The 19,452-nt window shown below is 68.4% G+C and carries 13 protein-coding genes and 1 riboswitch; of the genes, 7 read left to right on the top strand and 6 right to left on the bottom strand.

Going from position 1 to position 19,452, the window contains the following annotated elements; translation table 11 throughout:
• Positions 1-75 precede the first annotated feature (75 nt).
• The 4 genes from TFU_RS02940 to glgP form a co-directional block, all read right to left on the bottom strand.
• Positions 76-852: an energy-coupling factor transporter transmembrane component T family protein gene (locus TFU_RS02940; protein WP_011291036.1), complete on the bottom strand. Its 777-nt coding sequence runs from the start codon at positions 850-852 to the stop codon at positions 76-78.
• Positions 849-2,387, bottom strand: coding sequence for an ABC transporter ATP-binding protein (locus TFU_RS02935; protein ID WP_011291035.1), 1,539 nt, complete (start codon positions 2,385-2,387; stop codon positions 849-851). The genes TFU_RS02940 and TFU_RS02935 overlap by 4 nt, the downstream gene beginning before the upstream one ends.
• Before the next feature lie 4 nt (positions 2,388-2,391).
• A complete protein-coding gene (locus TFU_RS02930; protein WP_011291034.1) occupies positions 2,392-2,994 on the bottom strand; it encodes an ECF transporter S component in 603 nt (200 codons plus the stop codon).
• 106 nt (positions 2,995-3,100) lie between these two features.
• Positions 3,101-3,206, bottom strand: a riboswitch (TPP riboswitch).
• Between the two features lie 283 nt (positions 3,207-3,489).
• On the bottom strand, positions 3,490-6,111 hold the full coding sequence (gene glgP, locus TFU_RS02925; RefSeq protein WP_011291033.1) for an alpha-glucan family phosphorylase: 2,622 nt from the start codon (positions 6,109-6,111) through the stop codon (positions 3,490-3,492).
• Positions 6,112-6,681: 570 nt separating this feature from the next.
• On the opposite strand from glgP, the gene TFU_RS02920 reads away from it, so the two are divergent.
• The 4 genes from TFU_RS02920 to glgB all read left to right on the top strand — a co-directional run bounded on the left by TFU_RS02920 (position 6,682) and on the right by glgB (position 14,198).
• Positions 6,682-8,649, top strand: coding sequence for an alpha-1,4-glucan--maltose-1-phosphate maltosyltransferase (locus TFU_RS02920; RefSeq protein ID WP_011291032.1), 1,968 nt, complete (start codon positions 6,682-6,684; stop codon positions 8,647-8,649).
• 66 nt (positions 8,650-8,715) lie between these two features.
• Positions 8,716-10,536, top strand: a complete 1,821-nt coding sequence (gene treS, locus TFU_RS02915; RefSeq protein ID WP_011291031.1) for a maltose alpha-D-glucosyltransferase — start codon at positions 8,716-8,718, stop codon at positions 10,534-10,536.
• A gap of 21 nt (positions 10,537-10,557) precedes the next feature.
• On the top strand, positions 10,558-11,952 hold the full coding sequence (locus tag TFU_RS02910; protein WP_041427665.1) for a maltokinase N-terminal cap-like domain-containing protein: 1,395 nt from the start codon (positions 10,558-10,560) through the stop codon (positions 11,950-11,952).
• Between the two features lie 71 nt (positions 11,953-12,023).
• Positions 12,024-14,198 (top strand): 1,4-alpha-glucan branching protein GlgB, encoded by a 2,175-nt coding sequence (glgB, locus tag TFU_RS02905; protein ID WP_041427663.1) that lies wholly within the window; start codon positions 12,024-12,026, stop codon positions 14,196-14,198.
• Between the two features lie 78 nt (positions 14,199-14,276).
• Here the strand turns inward: glgB and TFU_RS02900 are convergent, their stop codons facing one another.
• The gene (locus tag TFU_RS02900; protein WP_011291028.1) at positions 14,277-15,074 is read right to left on the bottom strand and encodes a hypothetical protein; all 798 of its coding nucleotides are present in this window, start codon (positions 15,072-15,074) and stop codon (positions 14,277-14,279) included.
• A 106-nt stretch (positions 15,075-15,180) separates the two neighbouring features.
• Between TFU_RS02900 and TFU_RS02895 the strand changes: the two genes are divergently transcribed.
• The 3 genes from TFU_RS02895 (at position 15,181) to TFU_RS02885 (ending at position 18,660) form a co-directional block, all read left to right on the top strand.
• Positions 15,181-16,383, top strand: a complete 1,203-nt coding sequence (locus TFU_RS02895) for a glycoside hydrolase family 18 protein (protein ID WP_011291027.1) — start codon at positions 15,181-15,183, stop codon at positions 16,381-16,383.
• A gap of 76 nt (positions 16,384-16,459) precedes the next feature.
• On the top strand, positions 16,460-18,172 hold the full coding sequence (gene sppA / locus TFU_RS02890) for a signal peptide peptidase SppA (protein WP_016188254.1): 1,713 nt from the start codon (positions 16,460-16,462) through the stop codon (positions 18,170-18,172).
• Complete coding sequence (locus TFU_RS02885; protein WP_011291025.1) at positions 18,169-18,660, top strand: flavin reductase family protein; 492 nt, start codon at positions 18,169-18,171, stop codon at positions 18,658-18,660. The genes sppA and TFU_RS02885 overlap by 4 nt, the downstream gene beginning before the upstream one ends.
• Positions 18,661-18,757: 97 nt before the next feature.
• Here the strand turns inward: TFU_RS02885 and TFU_RS02880 are convergent, their stop codons facing one another.
• Positions 18,758-19,408 carry an HAD family hydrolase gene (locus TFU_RS02880; RefSeq protein WP_011291024.1) on the bottom strand — a complete coding sequence of 217 codons (651 nt, stop codon included), beginning with the start codon at positions 19,406-19,408 and terminating at the stop codon, positions 18,758-18,760.
• Positions 19,409-19,452: the final 44 nt, after the last annotated feature.

Raw genomic sequence — 19,452 nt, 5'->3', positions numbered from 1 at the left:
GCGGGCAGGCCCCGGGCAGAATGCACGGCACAGGAGGATGCCCTGGTCGGTGACCCCAGGGCATCCTTGCCTGTGTCAGGTGAACAGCAGCCGCAGCGTGCCGAGCTGGGCGGAGACCGTGTAGGCGGCGGCAAGCAGCAGCAGACTGGCCGCGACGAGCACCGTGTCAGCGAGACGCCACCGGCTGACCCGGGCGTGCGACCGCGGCCCCGTGCCGAACGCGCGGGCGTCCATTGCTGTCGCCAGCAGCGTGCCGGTGCGCACCGCACGGACCAGCAGCGCGAACAGCTTCCCGAAGAAGATGGAGAGCGCGGCCAGCGGGTTGCGCCCGGCTTCCAGACCGCGGGCCCTCCGGGCGAGGGTGACGGTACGCCACTGGTCGGCCAGCAGCGGGACCAGCCGGAGCGCGGCAAGCACCCCCATCGCAGGCCGCTCCGGGACTTTGAGGCGCTGCACGAGCGCGTCCGCAAGGTCAGTGGCGTCGCTGCTGACCGCGGCCAGCATCCCCGGCAGGGCGATCGCGAGGATGCGCACTGCCGCGCCGGACGCCCCCCACAGGCCTTCTTCGCCGTAGAGCAGGTTGACCACCCATGTGGAGAGCCCCATGAGGCAGAACGGGACGCTGAGCACCAGCAGGGTGGCCCGGTTGATCCCGCTGAACGGCAGCAGCAGGGCTGTGACGGCGAGGACGATCCCGCCGGTGACCGGGTCCACGGCGGGGATGAGGCCGAAGGAGATGACACAGGCCGCGATCAGTTTGGCGGCCGGGTTGATGCCGAGCAGCCAGGACCGGACGCCCGGCTGTCCGTTGCCGGGTGCGGCGCGGCCCGCAGGGGCAGAGGTGAGGTTCACCGGCTCTCCTCCATCCCGGTGCGCGCTGTCTCCGTGACCGAGCCGTCCGCCACCCGCAGTTCCACGTCGGCGAGGTGGCGCAGCAGCAGCGTGTCGTGGGTGGCGAGCACGATCGCCCGGCCTTGGCCGCGCAGCGCATCCAGCAGTTCCACCAGTTCCACCCAGGTGCGGGTGTCTTGGCCGAACGTGGGCTCGTCGAGCACCAGCACGTCGGGGGCGTGGGCCGGGCCGGAGCTGAGCGCGGTTGCCACGGACAGCCGCCGTTTCTCCCCGCCGGAGAGGGTGTAGGGGTGCTTGTCGGCCAGGTGGGTCAACCGCAGCCGTTCCAGCAGTTCGTCCACCCAGGCCGCGGTCTCTGCCTCGCCCATGCCCAGGCGCAGCGGCGCGAACCGGAGCTCGTCGCGCACGGTGGCGGTCACGAACTGGTCTTCGGCGTGCTGGAACACGGTACCGACGTGCCGGGCGAGTTGCCGCGCCGGCCATTTCACCAGCGGACGCGGGTCGGCTGCGGCGAGCGGCCCGCAAGGGCGGATCTGTCCTGACTGCGGTTTCGCCAGTCCCGCTAGCGCGGTGAGCAGGGTGGATTTTCCGGCGCCGTTGGCTCCGGTGAGCGCGGTCGCGGTCCCCGCAGCCACGGTGACGTCCACCGCATTGAGGACGGTTTTCGGCCGTCTTCGCCCCGGGGTGCGCGGAGTGCCCAGAGTGCAGTCCGCCGCTTCGATGAGGACGGGGCCTCCCGGGGCCGGCGTGGTGCAGGGGACGGGGTCTGCGTGGGGGACCCACACGCCCCGCTCGGCCAGGGCAGTCCCGTGCCGGGCGAACACCGTGCGGGGAGCACCGTCGGCGATGACTCCCCCGCCCGGTTCGACGACTACGACCCGGTCAACCAGGTCGACGACGTCGGCGACCCGGTGTTCGACGAGTACCAGGGTGGCCCCGGTGTCGGCGAGCAGCCGGGCCAGCACGTCGCGGATCAGGCGTGCCCCGGGCGGGTCGAGGTTGGCGGTGGGTTCGTCGAGCAGCAGCAGCCGGGGGCTCATGGCGAGCACCCCGGCGATCACCAGGCGCTGCTTCTCCCCGCCGGAGAGGGCCGCGGTGGGATGGGCGCGCCCATAGGGGAAGCCGACCCGGGCGAGGGCTTCGTCTACCCGTGCCCAGATCTGTTCGCGGGGCACGCCGAGGTTCTCCAAGCCGAACGCGACGTCGTCCCCGGCGCGGGCCATGACGAGCTGGCTCTCCGGGTCCTGCGCCACCAGGCCGATCCGGCCGCGCTGGCTCGTCGCGGGTTTCCCGTCGACGAGGAGCCGGCCTTCCTCTTCGCCGGTGATGGCGCCGTTGGGCCCGGTGAGTCCCGCCAGCGCGTGCAGCAGGGTGCTCTTCCCTGCCCCGGAAGCGCCCAGCAGCAGGACGCGTTCCCCTGGTTCGATCACCAGGTCGACGCCGCGCAGGGCGTAGTCGGCGCGGCCGGCGTGCCGCCAGCCCCAGCCGGACAGTTCCACCCGCGCGCCGTGACCGTCGCGGTTTCCGGTACCCATCGGCCTATCCCCGCGCCGAGGCGAAGGGGGACAGCGCTCCGGCGGCGGCCAAGCGCGTGGTGAGCACACGCGAGCCCGCCCCGGCGATGAGGCCGGCGCTGATCAGGACGAGTACCCCGTAGACGACCTGGTAGCTGAGGGGCCAGGTGACATGGTAGGTGAGGTTGTCCCGGATCGCGGGGGAGATCCCGCCGGCCACTCCCGCGAGGACTGCCACCCCCATGCCCCAGCTGCGGTAGCGGAAGGCGAGGAAGACCAGTTCACTGAGCAGTCCTTGCAGGGCGCCGGAGATGAGGACCGAGACGCCCCACCCGGTGCCCAGCAGCATCTCCAGGGAGGCGGCGGCGATCGACGTCAGCACGGCGGCCCCGGGTTTGCGGATGATGAGTCCGCCGAGGACACCGGGGACCATCCACATGCCGTAGAGAATGGCCTGGGCCGGAGGGAAGAACGCGAACAGTCCCGTGGTGGCGTTCCACAGGACACTCCACACCCAGAAGACGATCCCCACGGCGACACCGATGACGGCAGCCACCACGATGTCCACGGTGCGCCAGTGGAGGAGGGATTGACGATCCTGGCCGGGTTGCGGCTCGGCCGGGCTCATGATTGGTCACGTCCCTTCGCGGAGTCACGGAGGGCTCTTGGCCAAGAGCGCACACCGGCCGCTATGACACGCACCAGAAGCACCGGTGCGCGAGACCACGCCACCGGTGGCGGTTCCCACGACTTCCTTCGCTGGCATTACCCAGATCAGGTAGTAAGGGTCTGCGGCTGTGCCGCACTCTCAGCGCTAGAGGCGCTCCCCTGTCGTTTGGTTGTGCTGTCGGGCCTCATTATGGCCGCAGGACGGCGGCGCGCGTCAACCCGCCCCGGATCCGGGGTGCGCCGCTCCCCGCCGTACCACGGGTCGACGCAGCTCTTCTCCGGCCGCGGTGGCCGGTTGCGGCCGCTTCCCTTCCCTTTTTCGGCTGCGATGGTGCCCGCCGCCAGGCGGTCTCCCCGAGACGGCGGCCGCGGCTGCCGCTGCCCCGGGGACAACCGCCGGGTACCGCACCAGGGTCGCCGTACCCGGCCTGCCGCTGCGGTGCGGGTGTCCTGGTCAGTGCGGCACGAGGGTGCCGATACCCATCGTGGGTTCGGCTACCACGGCCATCCCCGCTTCTGCGGGATGGGTGAGGAGCCGGTGCCGTGGGCGGATGCGGACCGTGTACCCGCACGTGCCCGCGCGGTCCAGTGGGACGGTCCCGCCGAAGCGCACCAGCGGGTAGACCACGTCCGAGGCGGGCAGCGGCACGAGTTCGGTCGTGGTCGGGTTGATCAGTTCGTCGTCGTCGTTGACGAGTCCCAGGACGACCTCCACGCACACGTCGTCCGGGTCGAGCCCGCCCAGGACCAGGGTGGCGCGCACCTCCAGTTCCCCGCCGACCTGCGGGGTGTCCCCGTTCATCGACGTTTCGACGTGTTCGATGCGCACCCCCGGCCAGGCGTGCTGCACCCGCTGTTTCCAGGCGGCGAGCTCCCGGGCTCCGCGGTAGTTGTCTGCGGCGAGCCGCCGCATGGCGAGCGCGGCTGGCTGGTAGAGCTGGTCGACGTATTCGCGGACCATGCGGGTGGCCTGCACTTTCGGTCCCAGGGAGACCATGGTGTGCTTGACCGTCTCCAGCCACCGCCGGGGCAGTCCGTGGTCGTCCCGCTCGTAGAACAAGGGGGCGACCTGCTCCTCGAACAGCTCGTAGAGGGCTGCCGCTTCGATGTCGTCCCGCCGGTCCGGGTCGTCGACGCCGTCCGCGGTGGGGATCGCCCACCCGTTGGAGCCGTCGAACCACTCGTCCCACCAGCCGTCGCGGATCGACAGGTTGAGTCCGCCGTTGAGCGCGGACTTCATGCCTGAGGTGCCGCACGCTTCCAGGGGACGCAGCGGGTTGTTCAGCCACACGTCGCAGCCCTGCACGAGGAGCGCGGCCAGCGCCATGTCGTAGTCGGGCAGGAAGACGATGCGGTCCCGCACCCGAGGATCGTCGCTGAACCGCACCATCTCCTGGATGAGCCGTTTGCCGCCTTCATCAGCGGGGTGGGCTTTGCCCGCGATGATGATCTGGATGGGGCGTTCCGGGTGGCGCAGGAGCGCGGTGAGGCGTTCCGGGTCGCGCAGCATCAAGGTGAGCCGTTTGTAGGAGGGCACGCGGCGGGCGAAACCGACGGTGAGCACCTCCGGGTCGAGTGCCTCGTCGATCCAGGCGAGTTCCGCGTCGGTGGCCCCCCGCTGCCGCCAGGAGGCGCGGAGCCGTTTGCGGGCCTCGATGATCAGCCGTTCGCGCAGGGCGCGGCGCATCCGCCAGAGCTCTTCTGCGTCCCGTTCCACCAGCCGCTGCCAGCCTGCGGGGGTTTCGAGCTCTTCCAGGCCGAGGCCCATGGCCTGTGCCGCGTCCCACGCTTCTTCTGCCATCCAGGTCGCAGCGTGCACGCCGTTGGTGATGGAGGTGATGGGCACTTCGTCGACGTCGAATCCCGGCCACAGTCCACCGAACATCTCCCGGCTGACCGCGCCGTGCAGGGCGCTGACGCCGTTGACCCGCTGGGCGAGGCGCATACCCATGACAGCCATGTTGAACACGTTGGGGTCGCCGCCCGGATAGGTTTCGGCGCCGAGCGCCATCACCCGTTCCACGGGGAGCCCGGGCAGCGCCACCGGGCCGCTGAAGTGGCGTTCCACGAGTTCCTTGGGGAACCGGTCGATTCCGGCGGGCACCGGGGTGTGGGTGGTGAACACGGTTCCGGACCGGGTGGCTTCCAGCGCCTGGTCGAAGTCGAGTCCTGCGGTCTCGATGTATTCGCGCAGCCGTTCCAGGCCGAGGAATCCCGCGTGCCCTTCGTTCATGTGGAAGACCTCGGGCTCGGGATACCCGGTGCGCAGGCAGTAGGCGCGGACCGCGCGCAGTCCGCCGATGCCGAGCAGCAGTTCTTGGCGGAGCCGCTGCTCGGTGCCGCCGCCGTAGAGGCGGTCGGTGACACCGCGCAGGTCGAGGTCGTTGTCGTCGTGGTAGGTGTCGAGCAGCAGCAGCGGCACGCGGCCCACCCGCACGATCCAGACGTGCGCGGTCAGCGTGCGGTTCTCGGGAAGGTCGACGGTGATGCGCACCGGGGTGCCGCGGTCCTCCAGGCGGGTCATCGGCAGGCAGTGCGGGTCGATCTCGGGGTAGCGCTCCAGTTGCCATCCGTCGGGCGACAGGGTCTGGGAGAAGTAGCCGTGCCGGTAGAGCAGTCCCACGCCGATCACGGGGATGCCCAGGTCGCTGGCGCTTTTCAGGTGGTCTCCCGCGAGGATGCCCAGACCGCCGGAGTACTGGGGCAGGGTGGCGTCGAGCCCGTATTCGGCGGAGAAGTAGGCGATCGCTGCCGGCGGCGGGGTGTCGGAGCTGTCCGTGAGCTGCTGGTACCACAGTGGAGCGGTGAGGTAGCGGTCGAGGTCGGCGGCGGCTGCGTCGAGCCGGGCGCGGAACTCTGCGTCGGCGGCGAGCTCCCGGAGCCGTTCCGGGGTGACTTCTCCGAGCAGCCGGATGGGGTCCCGGCCCACGGCTTCCCAGAGGCGGGGCTCCACCGCAGCGAATACGGCGCGCGTAGGGGCGTGCCACGTCCACCGCAGGTTGGCGGCCAGGGTGCACAATGCAGCGAGCTCGTCAGGCAGAACGGTACGGACGGTAAACCTACGAATAGCCTTCACGAATCGGGAGGCTAACGAACAGAACGGCTGTATGCGAGCCTTCCACGCCGCCGCACCGCAGACGCGTAGTCTTCATTTCCTCCCCCGTGAACCAATCCCCGAAAAAGGATTTTTTGCCAAAGGTTTCCCTGCGGATTGGGGCGCATTGGGAGAAGCGGTTTAATCCTTCGAGAATTCCAAGTCTGATCTTGGTATCCGCGACGAGGAGTTTCTCATCTCCTCGCGACTGTCCCGCCTAGTTTGCACCAAACCTGCAGGTGGCGTGGGGCACTTCGAGCACCGTGCCCCTCTTGCCCCTTCCCTGGTCTTTGTTTCTCTCGCCTCCGAGTGTCCCTCTTGTCCACCCGATCGCCCTGTGACTAGCCTCACAGAAATACCTCGCTGCGGACTGCCGGAGAACGGGGAATTCAGTCCGACAGCAACGATCGGGACAACTCATCCAGATTCCTCACAAAATACTCCTTTTAGAGATTTTTACTCTCTTCCACTATTCACGATTCACCGTTGTCCCTCACCATCTATGCCAATCCACAGAAAACACCCATACCTCAACCTTTCGATGGTGTACCCGTGATCGGACGATTTCCCATCCTTGACGTCTCACCGGTCGTCGACATCGGCACCGCCAAAGCCGTCGTCGGCGAGACCTTTCCCGTGCGCGCAACCGTGTTCCGTGAAGGGCATGAGGCGCTCGGCGCAGGTGTCGTCCTCTATACTCCCGAAGGCCAGCGCCAGCCCCTCGTCCCGCTCCGCGAGATCGCCCCGGGCACGGACCGCTACGAAGCCGAGGTCACCGTCACCTCGGAAGGACTCTGGCACTTCGCTATCGAAGCGTGGAGCGACCCGTACGCGACCTGGTGCCACGACGCCCGCATCAAAATCCCTGCCGGCCAAGACGTCGAGCTGATGCTGGAAGAAGGTGCGCGTCTCCTCGAGCGCGCCGCCCGGCGGGTGCCCCGACGCCCCGCGCTCGCCGAGATCGCCGCAGCCATGCGCGACGGGTCCCGCTCCGCCCACGAGCGCCTCGACCTCGCCCTGTCCGACCTGGTCCGCGACGAGCTCGCTGAACGTCCACTGCGGGAACTCGTCACCCGGTCGCAGCGCTTCCCCGTCATGGTGAGCCGCCGACGCGCACTCTTCGGCTCCTGGTACGAGTTCTTCCCACGGTCCGAAGGCGCGGTGCTCGACACCGAGGACGGCGAACCCCGCTCCGGGACCTTCGCCACCGCCGCCCGCCGGCTGCCCGCCATCGCCGACATGGGGTTCGACGTCGTCTACATTCCGCCCATCCACCCGGTCGGCTACTCGTTCCGCAAAGGACGGAACAACTCGACCGTGGCCCAGCCGGGCGACCCCGGATCCGTGTGGGCCATCGGCTCCCACGAAGGCGGGCACGACGCGATCCACCCGGACCTGGGCACCATCGACGACTTCGACGCCTTCGTGGCCCGCGCCCGCGAACTCGGCTTGGAGATCGCCATGGACCTGGCCCTCCAAGCGTCGCCCGACCACCCGTGGGTCAAAGAACACCCCGAATGGTTCACGGTCCGCGCCGACGGGTCGATCGCGTATGCGGAGAACCCGCCCAAGAAGTACCAGGACATCTACCCGATCAACTTCGACAAGGACCCGGAGGGCATCTTCACCGAAGTGCGCCGCATCGTGCGGTACTGGATGTCCCACGGGGTGCGCATCTTCCGCGTCGACAACCCGCACACCAAACCGGTGGCGTTCTGGGAACGGCTCCTGGCCGACATCGCCGCAACCGACCCCGATGTCATCTTCCTATCCGAAGCGTTCACCCGGCCCGCGATGATGCACACCCTCGCCAAGATCGGATTCCACCAGTCCTACACGTACTTCACCTGGCGCAACACCAAGCAGGAGCTGGAGGAGTACCTCACCGAGCTCACCGGCGAAGCGGCCGCGTACATGCGCCCGAACTTCTTCGTCAACACGCCCGACATCCTCCACGCCTACCTGCAGCACGGGGGACGTCCGGCCTTCGAAGTCCGGGCGATCCTCGCCGCCACGCTCTCCCCCACGTGGGGCATGTACTCCGGGTACGAGCTGTGCGAGAACCGCGCGCTCAAACCCGGCAGCGAAGAGTACCTCGACTCGGAGAAGTACCAGTACAAGCCCCGCGACTGGGAGGCAGCGGAGGCCGCCGGGATCACCATCACCCCGCTGATCCGCAAACTCAACTCCCTGCGGCGCAGCCATCCCGCGCTCCAAGAGCTGCGCAACCTGCGGTTCCACTACGCCGACCAGCCGGAAATCATCTGCTACTCCAAACGGCTGGCCGGAGCCAACCACGGAGCTGACGACACCATCCTGGTCGTCGCGAACCTCGACCCCCACCACACACGGGAGGCGACAGTGTGGCTGGACATGCCTGCGCTCGGCTTCGCCCCCGGCGACCACATCACCGTCACAGACCAGTTGTCGGGGCACTCGTATCACTGGGTAGAGGCCAACTACGTCCGGCTCGACCCGCACGTGCAGACCGCTCACATATTCACCGTCGCCCCGGCCTAAGACCCCGGCCCCGCACCCGGGGTCCTGCGAGAACACAGTGGACAGCCAACCCTGGTGGAGAAGTCGATGACCACACAGCCGGCTCCTGGTGCGCGCCCGACGCCGACCGGGTCCGTTCCCGACACGTTCACCCACGCAAAGCCGCGCGACCCCTACTGGTACAAGCACGCGGTGTTCTACGAAGTCCTCGTCCGCGGCTTCTACGACTCCAACGGGGACGGCACCGGCGACTTGCGGGGCCTCATCGAAAAACTGGACTACCTGCAGTGGCTCGGCATCGACTGCCTCTGGCTGCTGCCGATCTACGAGTCCCCGCTCCGCGACGGCGGCTACGACGTCTCCGACTACATGAAGATCCTGCCCGAGTTCGGCCGGATCTCCGACTTCGTGGAACTCGTCGAAAAAGCCCACCAGCGGGGCATCCGGGTCATCACCGACCTGGTCATGAACCACACCAGCGACCAGCACCCGTGGTTCCAAGCCTCCCGGCACGACCCCGACGGACCGTACGGCAACTTCTACGTCTGGTCGGACACCACGGAACGCTACAGCGACGCGCGCATCATCTTCATCGACACCGAGCAGTCCAACTGGACCTACGACGAAGTGCGCGGACAGTACTACTGGCACCGCTTCTTCTCCCACCAGCCCGACCTCAACTTCGAGAACCCGGACGTCCAGGACGCCATCCTCGAAGTGATGCGGTTCTGGCTGGACCTTGGCATCGACGGTTTCCGCTTGGACGCCGTGCCCTACCTGTACGAGCGGGAAGGCACGAACTGCGAGAACCTCAAGGAGACCCACGAGTTCCTCAAACGCATCCGCGCCGAAGTCGACCGGCTCTACCCCGACCGGGTCCTGCTCAGCGAAGCCAACCAGTGGCCCGCCGACGTCGTCGACTACTTCGGCGACTACGAATCCGGCGGCGACGAATGCCACATGAACTTCCACTTCCCGCTGATGCCGCGCATGTTCATGGCGGTCCGGCGCGAACAGCGCTACCCCATCTCGGAAATCCTCGCGCAGACCCCGCCTATTCCGCGCAACTGCCAGTGGGCGATCTTCCTGCGCAACCACGACGAGCTGACCTTGGAGATGGTCAGCGATGAAGAGCGGGACTACATGTACTCCGAATACGCCAAAGACCCGCGGATGCGCGCCAACATGGGGATCCGCCGCCGGCTGGCACCCCTCCTGGAAAACGACCTCAACCAGATCAAACTGTTCACCGCGCTGCTGCTGTCGCTGCCCGGCTCCCCGGTGCTCTACTACGGCGACGAGATCGGGATGGGCGACAACATCTGGCTGGGGGACCGCGACAGCGTGCGCACCCCCATGCAGTGGACCCCGGACCGCAACGCCGGATTCTCCCGCTGCGACCCGGGCCGCCTCTACCTGCCGGTGATCATGGACCCGATCTACGGGTACCAGGCGATCAACGTCGAAGCACAGCAGAACAACCCGAACTCGCTGCTGAACTGGACCCGCAACATGATCCAGATCCGCAAGCAGCACCCGGTGTTCGGGACGGGGGACTTCACCGAACTCCACGCGAGCAACCCCAGCGTGTTCGCGTTCGTGCGCGAATACGGCGACGACCGGATGCTGTGCGTCAACAACCTGTCCCGGTTTCCCCAACCGGTGGAACTGGACCTCCGCCGCTTCGAAGGGATCACCCCGATCGAATGCACGGGGGGAGTGCACTTCCCGCCCATCGGGGAACTGCCCTACCTGCTGACTCTCCCCGGGCACGGCTTCTACTGGTTCCAGCTTCCGCCCGTCGCCGAAGAGCAGCCGCTCGCCCAGCCCGTCACCACCGTCCCCGCAGCCCCGCAGCCTCCTGCTCCGGCAGACCGTCCCGCGTCCGACCCGACCCAGCGGTCCTGAGGGGAAATGGATCGATCTGTCATGACTCAGCTCGAGGAGCTCCTGGCTACGTGGCTGCCCGCCCAGCGCTGGTTCGCGGGCAAGGGGACGGCTATCGACACGCTGCGAATCGACTCCGACCACATCCTGCTGCCCGGCCTTCCCGGGCTGCGCCTGCTCGTAGCCGAGGTCGTCCAAGGCAGCAGAACCGACCGCTACCAGGTACTTCTCGGGATGAGAGCCGTTGGAGCGGTCCCGGACGAACTCGTCCACGCTGTCATCGGCACCTGCCCGGCCCCCGCCGACCTGGACAGTCCGGCACCCGTGGTCGTCTACGACGCCGCGCACGACGCGGCCATGACCGGGCACCTGCTGAGCTGGATCGCGGAGAACCGGGACGTCGGCGCGGTGCGTTTCCGCGCTGCCCCCGGAACCGAGGTGCGCACCGGGCTGCGCAGCCTCGTCATCACCGGGGAGCAGTCCAACACCAGCCTCGTCTACGGCGAAGAGTACGTGCTGAAAATGTTCCGGCGGCTGTGGCCCGGGACCAACCCCGACCTGGAGTTGACGTCTGCGCTGGCCACAGTGGACTCGCCGCACATTGCGCGGCCGCACGGCTGGATCGACGTCGACCTGGTCGACCCGGCCAGCGGGCGCACCGTGCCGACGACGCTGGCGATGCTGCAGACGTATCTGCGCAGCGCCACCGACGGGTGGGTGCTGGCCGCCACCAGCGTGCGCGACCTCTACGCTTCCCCGGAGCTGGCGCCCAGCGAGGCGGGCGGCGACTTCGCCGGGGAAGCCCAACGGCTGGGGGCGGCGACCGCTGCCGTCCACCGAGACCTGGCCCGGGTCCTGCCCACGGGCGTGCTCAGCCCGGAAGGCCAAGCCCACCTGGCCGCCACCATGATGGCGCGGCTACACACCGCGGTGGACGAAGTCCCGGAGCTTGCCCCGTACGCGGAGACGCTGTACTCGGCGTTCGAAGCCTTGGGCAACACCAGCACCGACCTGCCGGTCCAACGCATCCACGGGGACTACCACCTGGGCCAGGTGGTCCGCACCGACGCGGGATGGGTGCTGTTGGACTTCGAAGGCGAACCCGCGGTGCCGGTCAGCGAACGGCAGAAGCTCAGCAGCCCGCTGCGGGACGTCGCCGGCATGCTGCGGTCCTTCGACTACGCGGCCCGGTACCAGCTCGTCGGCCGCACCGACAACCCCGCCCTGGTCACCGCGGCACGGGCGTGGGCGCAGCGCAACCGGGAAGCGTTCTGCGCGGGATACACCCGCGGCGGCGGGATCGATCCGGACCTGCACCAGGTGGTGCTGCGCGCGTTCGAATACGACAAGGCGGTCTACGAAGTCCTGTACGAGGCCCGCCACCGGCCGCACTGGATCAGTATTCCGCTGGACTCGATCACGGCGCTGACCGGGTGACCGCCCGGCCTGCAGTCCGCCAACCCGCTGGCCTGCCCTGCCCGCAACCCTGCAACCGGTACGGATATCCGATGACCAACGCACTCCTCGCTGAAATCGACGCCCTGGTCGCTGGCACCCACCACAACCCGCACGCCCTGCTCGGCGCGCATCCCGGCCCGGAAGGGGTGTGGGTGCGTGCCTTGCGCCCGCTCGCCCGCTCCGTGCACGTGCTCCTCGCCAACGGCAGCCGGGTCGAACTTCCCCACCTGCACAAAGGCGTGTTCGCCGGGGTGGTTCCGGGTGCCGAAGTCCCCGACTACCGGCTGGTGGTGCGCTACGACGACGGCACCGAGCTCACCGTGGACGACCCCTACCGGCACCTGCCCACTCTCGGAGAGCTCGACATCCACCTCATCCAGGAAGGGCGGCACGAAGAACTGTGGCGCGTGCTCGGCGCGCACACCAAACGCTTCCCTTCTGTCCTGGGCGACACGGAAGGGACCGCGTTCACCGTGTGGGCGCCCAACGCCCGCGGGGTACGGGTGATTGGGGACTTCAACCACTGGGACGGCACTGGGCACCCCATGCGTTCGCTCGGCTCCTGCGGGGTGTGGGAGCTGTTCATCCCCGGGGTCGGCGACGGTACCCGGTACAAGTACCAGGTGCTCGGCGCCGACGGAGTGTGGCGGGAGAAAGCCGACCCGGTGGCGTTCGCCACCCAGGCGCCGCCAGAGACCGCGTCCGTGGTGTTCACCTCCCGCTACACCTGGCAGGACGACGAGTGGCTGACGCAGCGCGCCGCCGCTGACCTGCACCGCAAGCCGATGAGCATCTACGAGGTGCACCTCGGTTCGTGGCGGCCCGGCCTGTCCTACCGGGAGCTTGCCGACCAGCTCGTGGACTACGTCCGCGAGCTGGGGTTCACGCACGTGGAATTCCTGCCGGTCGCGGAGCACCCGTTCGGCGGCTCGTGGGGCTACCAGGTCACCTCCTATTACGCGCCCACCGCCCGGTTCGGCTCCCCCGACGACTTCCGGTACCTGGTCGACCGCCTCCACCAGGCGGGGATCGGGGTGTTCCTGGACTGGGTGCCCGCGCACTTCCCGAAAGACGACTGGGCGCTATCCCGCTTCGACGGCACCGCCCTGTACGAGCACCCGGACCCGCGCCGCGGCATCCACCCCGACTGGGACACGCTGATCTTCAACTACGGCCGCACCGAGGTCCGCAACTTTCTGGTCGCCAACGCACTGTTCTGGCTGGAAGAGTTCCACATCGACGGGCTGCGCGTGGACGCGGTGGCTTCCATGCTCTACCTGGACTACTCCCGGGAGTCCGGCCAGTGGGAGCCCAACGCCTACGGCGGGCGGGAGAACCTGGATGCCATCGACTTCCTGCGGGAGCTCAACGCCACCGCCTACCGCCGCAACCCCGGAATCGCGATGATCGCCGAGGAATCCACCGCCTGGCCCGGGGTGACCCGCAGCACCGATACGGGAGGGCTCGGCTTCGGGTTCAAGTGGAACATGGGGTGGATGCACGACACCCTGTCCTACCTGCAGCACGACCCCGTCCACCGGCAGTACCACCACAACGAAGTCACCTTCTCCATGGTGTACGCCTACAGCGAGAACTATGTGCTGCCGCTCTCCCACGACGAAGTCGTGCACGGCAAGAGGTCGCTGCTGTACAAGATGCCGGGGAACGAGTGGCAGCGCTGCGCGAACCTGCGGGCGCTCCTGGCCTACATGTGGGCGCACCCAGGCAAACAGCTCCTGTTCATGGGCAACGAGATCGCCCAAGGCGACGAGTGGTCGCACGACGCCGGGGTGCAGTGGTGGCTGCTGCGCTACCCCCACCATGCCGGGATGCGCCGGCTCGTCGCCGACCTCAACCGGCTGTACCGGAACACGCGGGCGCTGTGGAGCCAAGACACGGTCCCGGAGGGGTTCACCTGGTTGGACGGCGGTGACGCGAGCGGCAACACGCTGTCGTTTCTGCGGTGGGGAGACGACGGGTCGGTCCTGGCCTGCCTCGTGAACTTCAGCGGCCGCCCGCACCCGGAGCGCCGGGTCGGCCTGCCCTATGCGGGCCGGTGGCGGGAGATCCTCAACACGGACGCCGTGCTTTACGGCGGCAGCGGCGTCTCGCAGCCGGGGATCATCGAGGCCTCCGAGGAGACGCCGTGGCAGGGCCAGCCCGCTTCCGCTCTGGTGACCTACCCGCCGCTGGGGGTGTCCTGGCTGGTGTTCGACGGGACGTGAGCCCCGGGCGCGTCCCTTGTCCGCGTCCGGGCTGCCCGCCGCCTCCCGTCCCGGAGACCTCCAGCGGTGGCATGCCCGTCAGTCGTCGTCCTGGTTGTCACCCTGGTCCTGGTCCCGGTCGTTGTCCCGGTCCCGGTCTCTGTTGCGCCGTTCCTCTTCTTCTCTGATGCGCTGCTTGTACTCGGTGACGTCCATCGACTCGGCGATGGTGAGGTAGAGGCTGTCGTAGCGCTGGTCCACCGACCAGACGTAGACGAGGACGTCGCTTTCCGGGAGGAACCACAGCCGCACCTCGAAGGTGTCGTCGTTCTCGCACGTCACCTTCCAGGTGGAGTAGTGCGACTTCAGCCCGTCGGCGTGGGTGGTCAGCCCGTCGCCGATCAGGTGCAGCGTGGACTCTTTGATGCCGACGTTGCCTGCCTCGGCGGTGGTGAGGCTGCGGCAGGTCGTGGGATCCGCGGCCCACCCGTCGTCCTTGTGGAAGGAACTGTCTCGTTTCGGCCAGTTGTCGGGGTGCCGCTGGGCGGCTTTGGGCCGTACCTCGACCGCGCCGTAGCCGCACGTGTCCTGACCGGGGGGCCGCATGCACAGCATTCCCTCCCCCTGGTCGACCTCCCACCCCTGGGGCGCGTTGATCTTGACGCCCTCAATGTTGAGCTGGGTGAACCCCGCGGGTGCGGGCGCCTCGGCAGCTTCGAGGACACCGCCGTAGGTGGCCTCCGGTTCGGGAACGGGGGGACGCTCCGACGAGGCCGAGTCGGAGTCGTCGCTGCACCCCGTCATTGCCAGGGCTCCGGCGGCCAAAGCCGCCATCAGGCGGACGGGGAGACGTCTCCGAGGGGCTTCGAACCGCGATCGGCTGGGGATGCCGGACATGCGATTCCCTTCTCTACACGCTTGACCTCAACGACGATAGCGGGCGAATCTGACGTTCTGCGCCACACTCTGTGACACCGACCGCCCAGATGCGAGAGGACCCCCGGTGCGTATCATCGGCTACTTTCCCCAATGGGGTATCTACGACCGTCACTACTTTCTCCGTGACGTCCACTCCAGCGGACAGGCAGCCAAACTCACCCACCTCACCTACGCTTTCGGCGAGCTGGACGAGAAAGGCGTCTGTGTCATGACCGACGAGGCGACCGGGGACGCCTGGGCGGACTACCAATGTCGGTTCAGCACTGCGCAAAGCGTAGACGGCCGGGGCGATTCCTATGAACAGCCCCTGGCCGGAAACTTTAACCAGCTCCGGAAACTGAAGAAACGGCACCGGCACCTCAAGGTGGGGATCTCCTTCGGCGGCTGGAACGCCTCCCGCTACTTTTCCAACGCCGCACGCACCCCCGCGTCACGGGCCGCGTTCGCTTCTTCCCTGGTCTCCCTCTACTTCGACGGCAATCTCCCCATCCTGCCGGGCGAGCCCCAGGGCGGCCCCGGGGTGGCGGCGGGAATCTTCGACTATGTCGACTTCGACTGGGAGTGGCCAGGGTCCCCGGGCCACGAGCACAACGTGGTCCGGGCAGAAGACCGGCGCAACTACACGCTGCTCGTCGCCGAGACCCGCCGCCAGTTGGACGCGTTCACGGCCCGGACTGGCCGCCCCGTGGAGATCAGCGCCTACCTGCCCGCCGACCCGGAGCGGGCCGCGGCAGGGATCGAACCGGAGCTCTTCGACTACCTGGATTTCGGGATCGTCCAGGGCTACGACTTCAACGGCGACTGGGACCTGACCACGAACCACGCGTCCCAGTTGTACACGCCCCCGGATGACCCTTCGCCCCGCAAACTCAGCCTGGACGTCGGCGTAGTTACCTACCTGGAAATGGGGGTTCCCCCGGAGAAGCTGGTGATCAGCGTGCCCGGCTTCGGTCGGGGCTGGCGCGGGGTGCCCCGCGGCCGCCGCAACGGCCTCTACCAACGAGCCCGGGAAGTCGCCCCCGGCACCTGGGAGCCGGGGGACGAAGACTACAAGACCTTGGCGCGCCGCCCCGGGCGGCGGTTCCGCGACCGGGAGTACGGGGCGCTGTGGCTGTACGACGGGAACGAGTTCTGGAGCTACGACGACCCGGAAATCATCCGGATGAAAGCCGCCTACGCCAAAGACCTGGGGCTGGGCGGGTTGAGCCTGTGGTCGCTGGACAACGACGACTCCCGAGGCTCCCTGGTCCGCGCCATGCACGGGTGACCGGTAACGGACAGGCGGGATTTCCGTTTTGTGCGCGGGAATCCCTGAGGGGAAATGCTCGTCTAGGCTGAGGGGCATGGTGGATGCCGCAAAGCTGTTCGACCCTCTGACCACAATCCGGCGTCGGCGCACTGCCCCGCTGGTCCTGGAATTGGACCTGACGGAGGGGATGATTGACGAACCGCCGGGTGACCCCCTCAGCCAGATCATGGCGATGCGGCGGCAACGGCTGTTCGACATCGTCGAAGGCATTCGGCGCGGGGCCCACGACCCCCGGGTCAAAGCCTTGATCGTCAAGATCGGCTCCCAGTCGCTGGGCATGGCCCTGGTGCAGGAGCTGCGCCAGGCCGTAGCCATGTTCCGCCGGGCAGGCAAGCACACGGTGGCGTGGAGCGAGTCGTTCGGAGAGTTCGGCCCCGGTTCGCTCCCCTACTATCTGGCCACCGCGTTCGACGAGATCGCGCTGCTGCCTTCCGGTTCGGTGGGGCTGACCGGGCTGCGGGTGGAGAACCTGTTCTTCGCCGAGGCCCTGGAGAAGCTCGGTGTCGACTACCAGGGCGGCGCCCGGCACGAGTACAAGACCGCGCTCAACATGTTCACGGAGCGCGGTTTCACCGACGCGCACCGGGAGGCGAGCGGCCGCATCGTGGAATCCCTCACCGAGCAGTTGGTGGCGGGGATCAGCAGCGGCCGTGACTTGTCCGAGGAGCGGGTGCGCGAGCTCATCGACCAGGGGCCGTTCCTCGCCACCGAGGCGGTGGAAGCGGGCCTCGTCGACAAGGTCGCCTACCGGGACGAGATCTACTCCGACCTGCTGGACCGCTACTCCGCCGACGGCACTCCCGCCCACTTGCAGTACGTCTCCCGCTACCAGCGGACCCGGTCCCTGGCCGACCGCGTGCCGGTCGCGCAGCGCAGCGGATATGTGGCCCTCATCTCCGGGGTGGGGCAGATCGTCACTGGGCGGAGCCGCCGCTCACCGCTGGGCGGGGGCGCAGTCATGGGTTCGGACACGGTGGCCGCAGCGTTCCGCGCGGCCCGCAAGGACCCGAACGTCCGCGCCGTAGTGTTCCGGGTGAACAGCCCGGGCGGCTCCTACACCGCGTCCGATGTGATCTGGCGCGAAGTGGTGCTGACCAGCCAGGCGGGTACCCCGGTCGTGGTGTCGATGGGCGACGTCGCCGGGTCGGGCGGCTACTTCATTGCCGCGGGTGCTGACGTCATCATCGCGCAGCCGGGGACGATCACCGGGTCGATCGGTGTGGTGGTCGGCAAGGCCGTGCTGTCGACCATGCTCGCCAAGCTCGGGGTCACCAGCGACTGGATCGACAGTGGCAACCACGCGGGCATGTTCAGCCCGAACCGCCCGTTCAGCGAGTCCGAGTGGGAGCGCGTCAACACGATGCTCGACCACATCTACGACGACTTCGTGGGCAAGGTCGCTGAGGGCCGGAAGATGACCCGCGACCAGGTCCACGAGGTGGCCAAGGGCCGGATCTGGACTGGTCAGGACGCGTGCGAGCGGGGCCTGGTGGACGAGGTCGGCGGATTGGAGACCGCGATCCGCATCGCACGGGACCGGGGTGGGCTGCCTCCGTCCGCTCCGGTGCGGCACTTCCCCCAGCTGGGTCCGCTCGAGCGTCTGATTCCGGCGGAGTCCAGTGAGGACCGGACCGCTCAGGCACAGTTGCGGTTGAGCGGGTGGGGGCCGCTGGCGGAACTGTCGGCACGTCTGGGCCTGCCGGCGGCGGGGCCGCTGGTGATGCCGGGCACGTGGGAGATCCGGTGATCAGTGCCGGGGAGTTCACCGAGGCGCTGGCCCATTTCGCCACCGGGGTGACGGTGGTGACGGTGGCGGACGGCCGGGACGACATCGGCAGCACGATCACCGCGTTCGCGTCGATCTCCGTGGAGCCGCCGCTCGTCATGGTGAGCATCACGTCGACCAGCTATCTGGCCGAGGTGATCGACCGCCGCGGCCGGTTCGCGGTGAATGTGCTGAGCGCCCGGCAGAAAGCTCTTGCGGGCCGGTTCGCTGCTGCGGGGCGCCCCAGTGCGCGCCTGCTGCTGGCCGCTGAACCGCACCAGCGGGGGGAGCACACCGGCGCGCTCGTGCTGACCACCGCGGTTGCCGCGTTGGAGTGCGAGGTGAGCCAGCGGGTCGTGGCCGGGGACCACACGATCTACCTCGCCTCGGTGCTGGCTCTTCCCCCGGTGACGGGCGGGGTGGACGGCCCGCTGATCCGCTACACCAGCCGCTACCGGACGTTGGGCTGAGGGCGGCGCACTGGCCGCTGGCTATCAGCCGGGGCGGGCGTCCCCGCTTGTCCCGGCTCGGCCGGTGCGCCGGGACCCGCGGCAGGCGTCCCTGCTGCTAGGGGCGGGCGAGCCGCGCGGTCAGCCACTCGGTGAGTTCGGTCAGGCTGGACACGATCACGTCGGCTTGGGCGGCTTCGGGGCGTTCCGCGTGCAGGTAGCCCCAGGGGCCGCGGCGCACCAGGGCGGTGCGCAGCCCGGACGCCCGGGCCGGGATCACGTCGTTGTCGACGCGGTCGCCCACGTAGAGGATCTCCTCGGCGGGCACCCCGGCTACGTCGATCACGCGGGTGAAGAACTCCCGTTCCGGTTTCGCCACTCCCCATTGGGCGGAGACGTAGATGCCTTCCGCCGGCAGGTCCATGGCACGCAGCGCGTCTGCGGCTTGGGGAGGCTGGTTGCCCGCGATGATCACCCGCAGACCGAGTCCGCGCAGGCGTTCCAGGGTGGGGCGGGCATCAGGGTAGAGGTCGGCCTCGTCGAAGTTCTCTCGCAGCGAGTGGGGTTCGTCCCGCTGCCACGCCTCGAGTTCGGCTTCCAGGTCGAAATCGGGTTTGACGAGCCGGAAGGCGTCAAGCATCGGGCGGCCTTCGGCAAGCACCCCGCCCAGGGTGCCGAAGAAGGCGAGGCGGGGGACTCCGAGCCGGTCAGCCCAGCGGCCGAAGATCCGGGTCTCGTCGATGAGGGTCTCGCCGACGTCGAAAACCACGCTGCGAATCATCACAAAGGGGACGCTAACACAACGCTTTTCCC

The sequence above is a fragment of the Thermobifida fusca YX genome, assembly GCF_000012405.1.
Classification (GTDB): Bacteria; Actinomycetota; Actinomycetes; order Streptosporangiales; family Streptosporangiaceae; genus Thermobifida; species Thermobifida fusca.
Note: the sequence above shows the minus strand (reverse complement) of the source record. Positions and strands in the feature narration are given on the sequence as shown.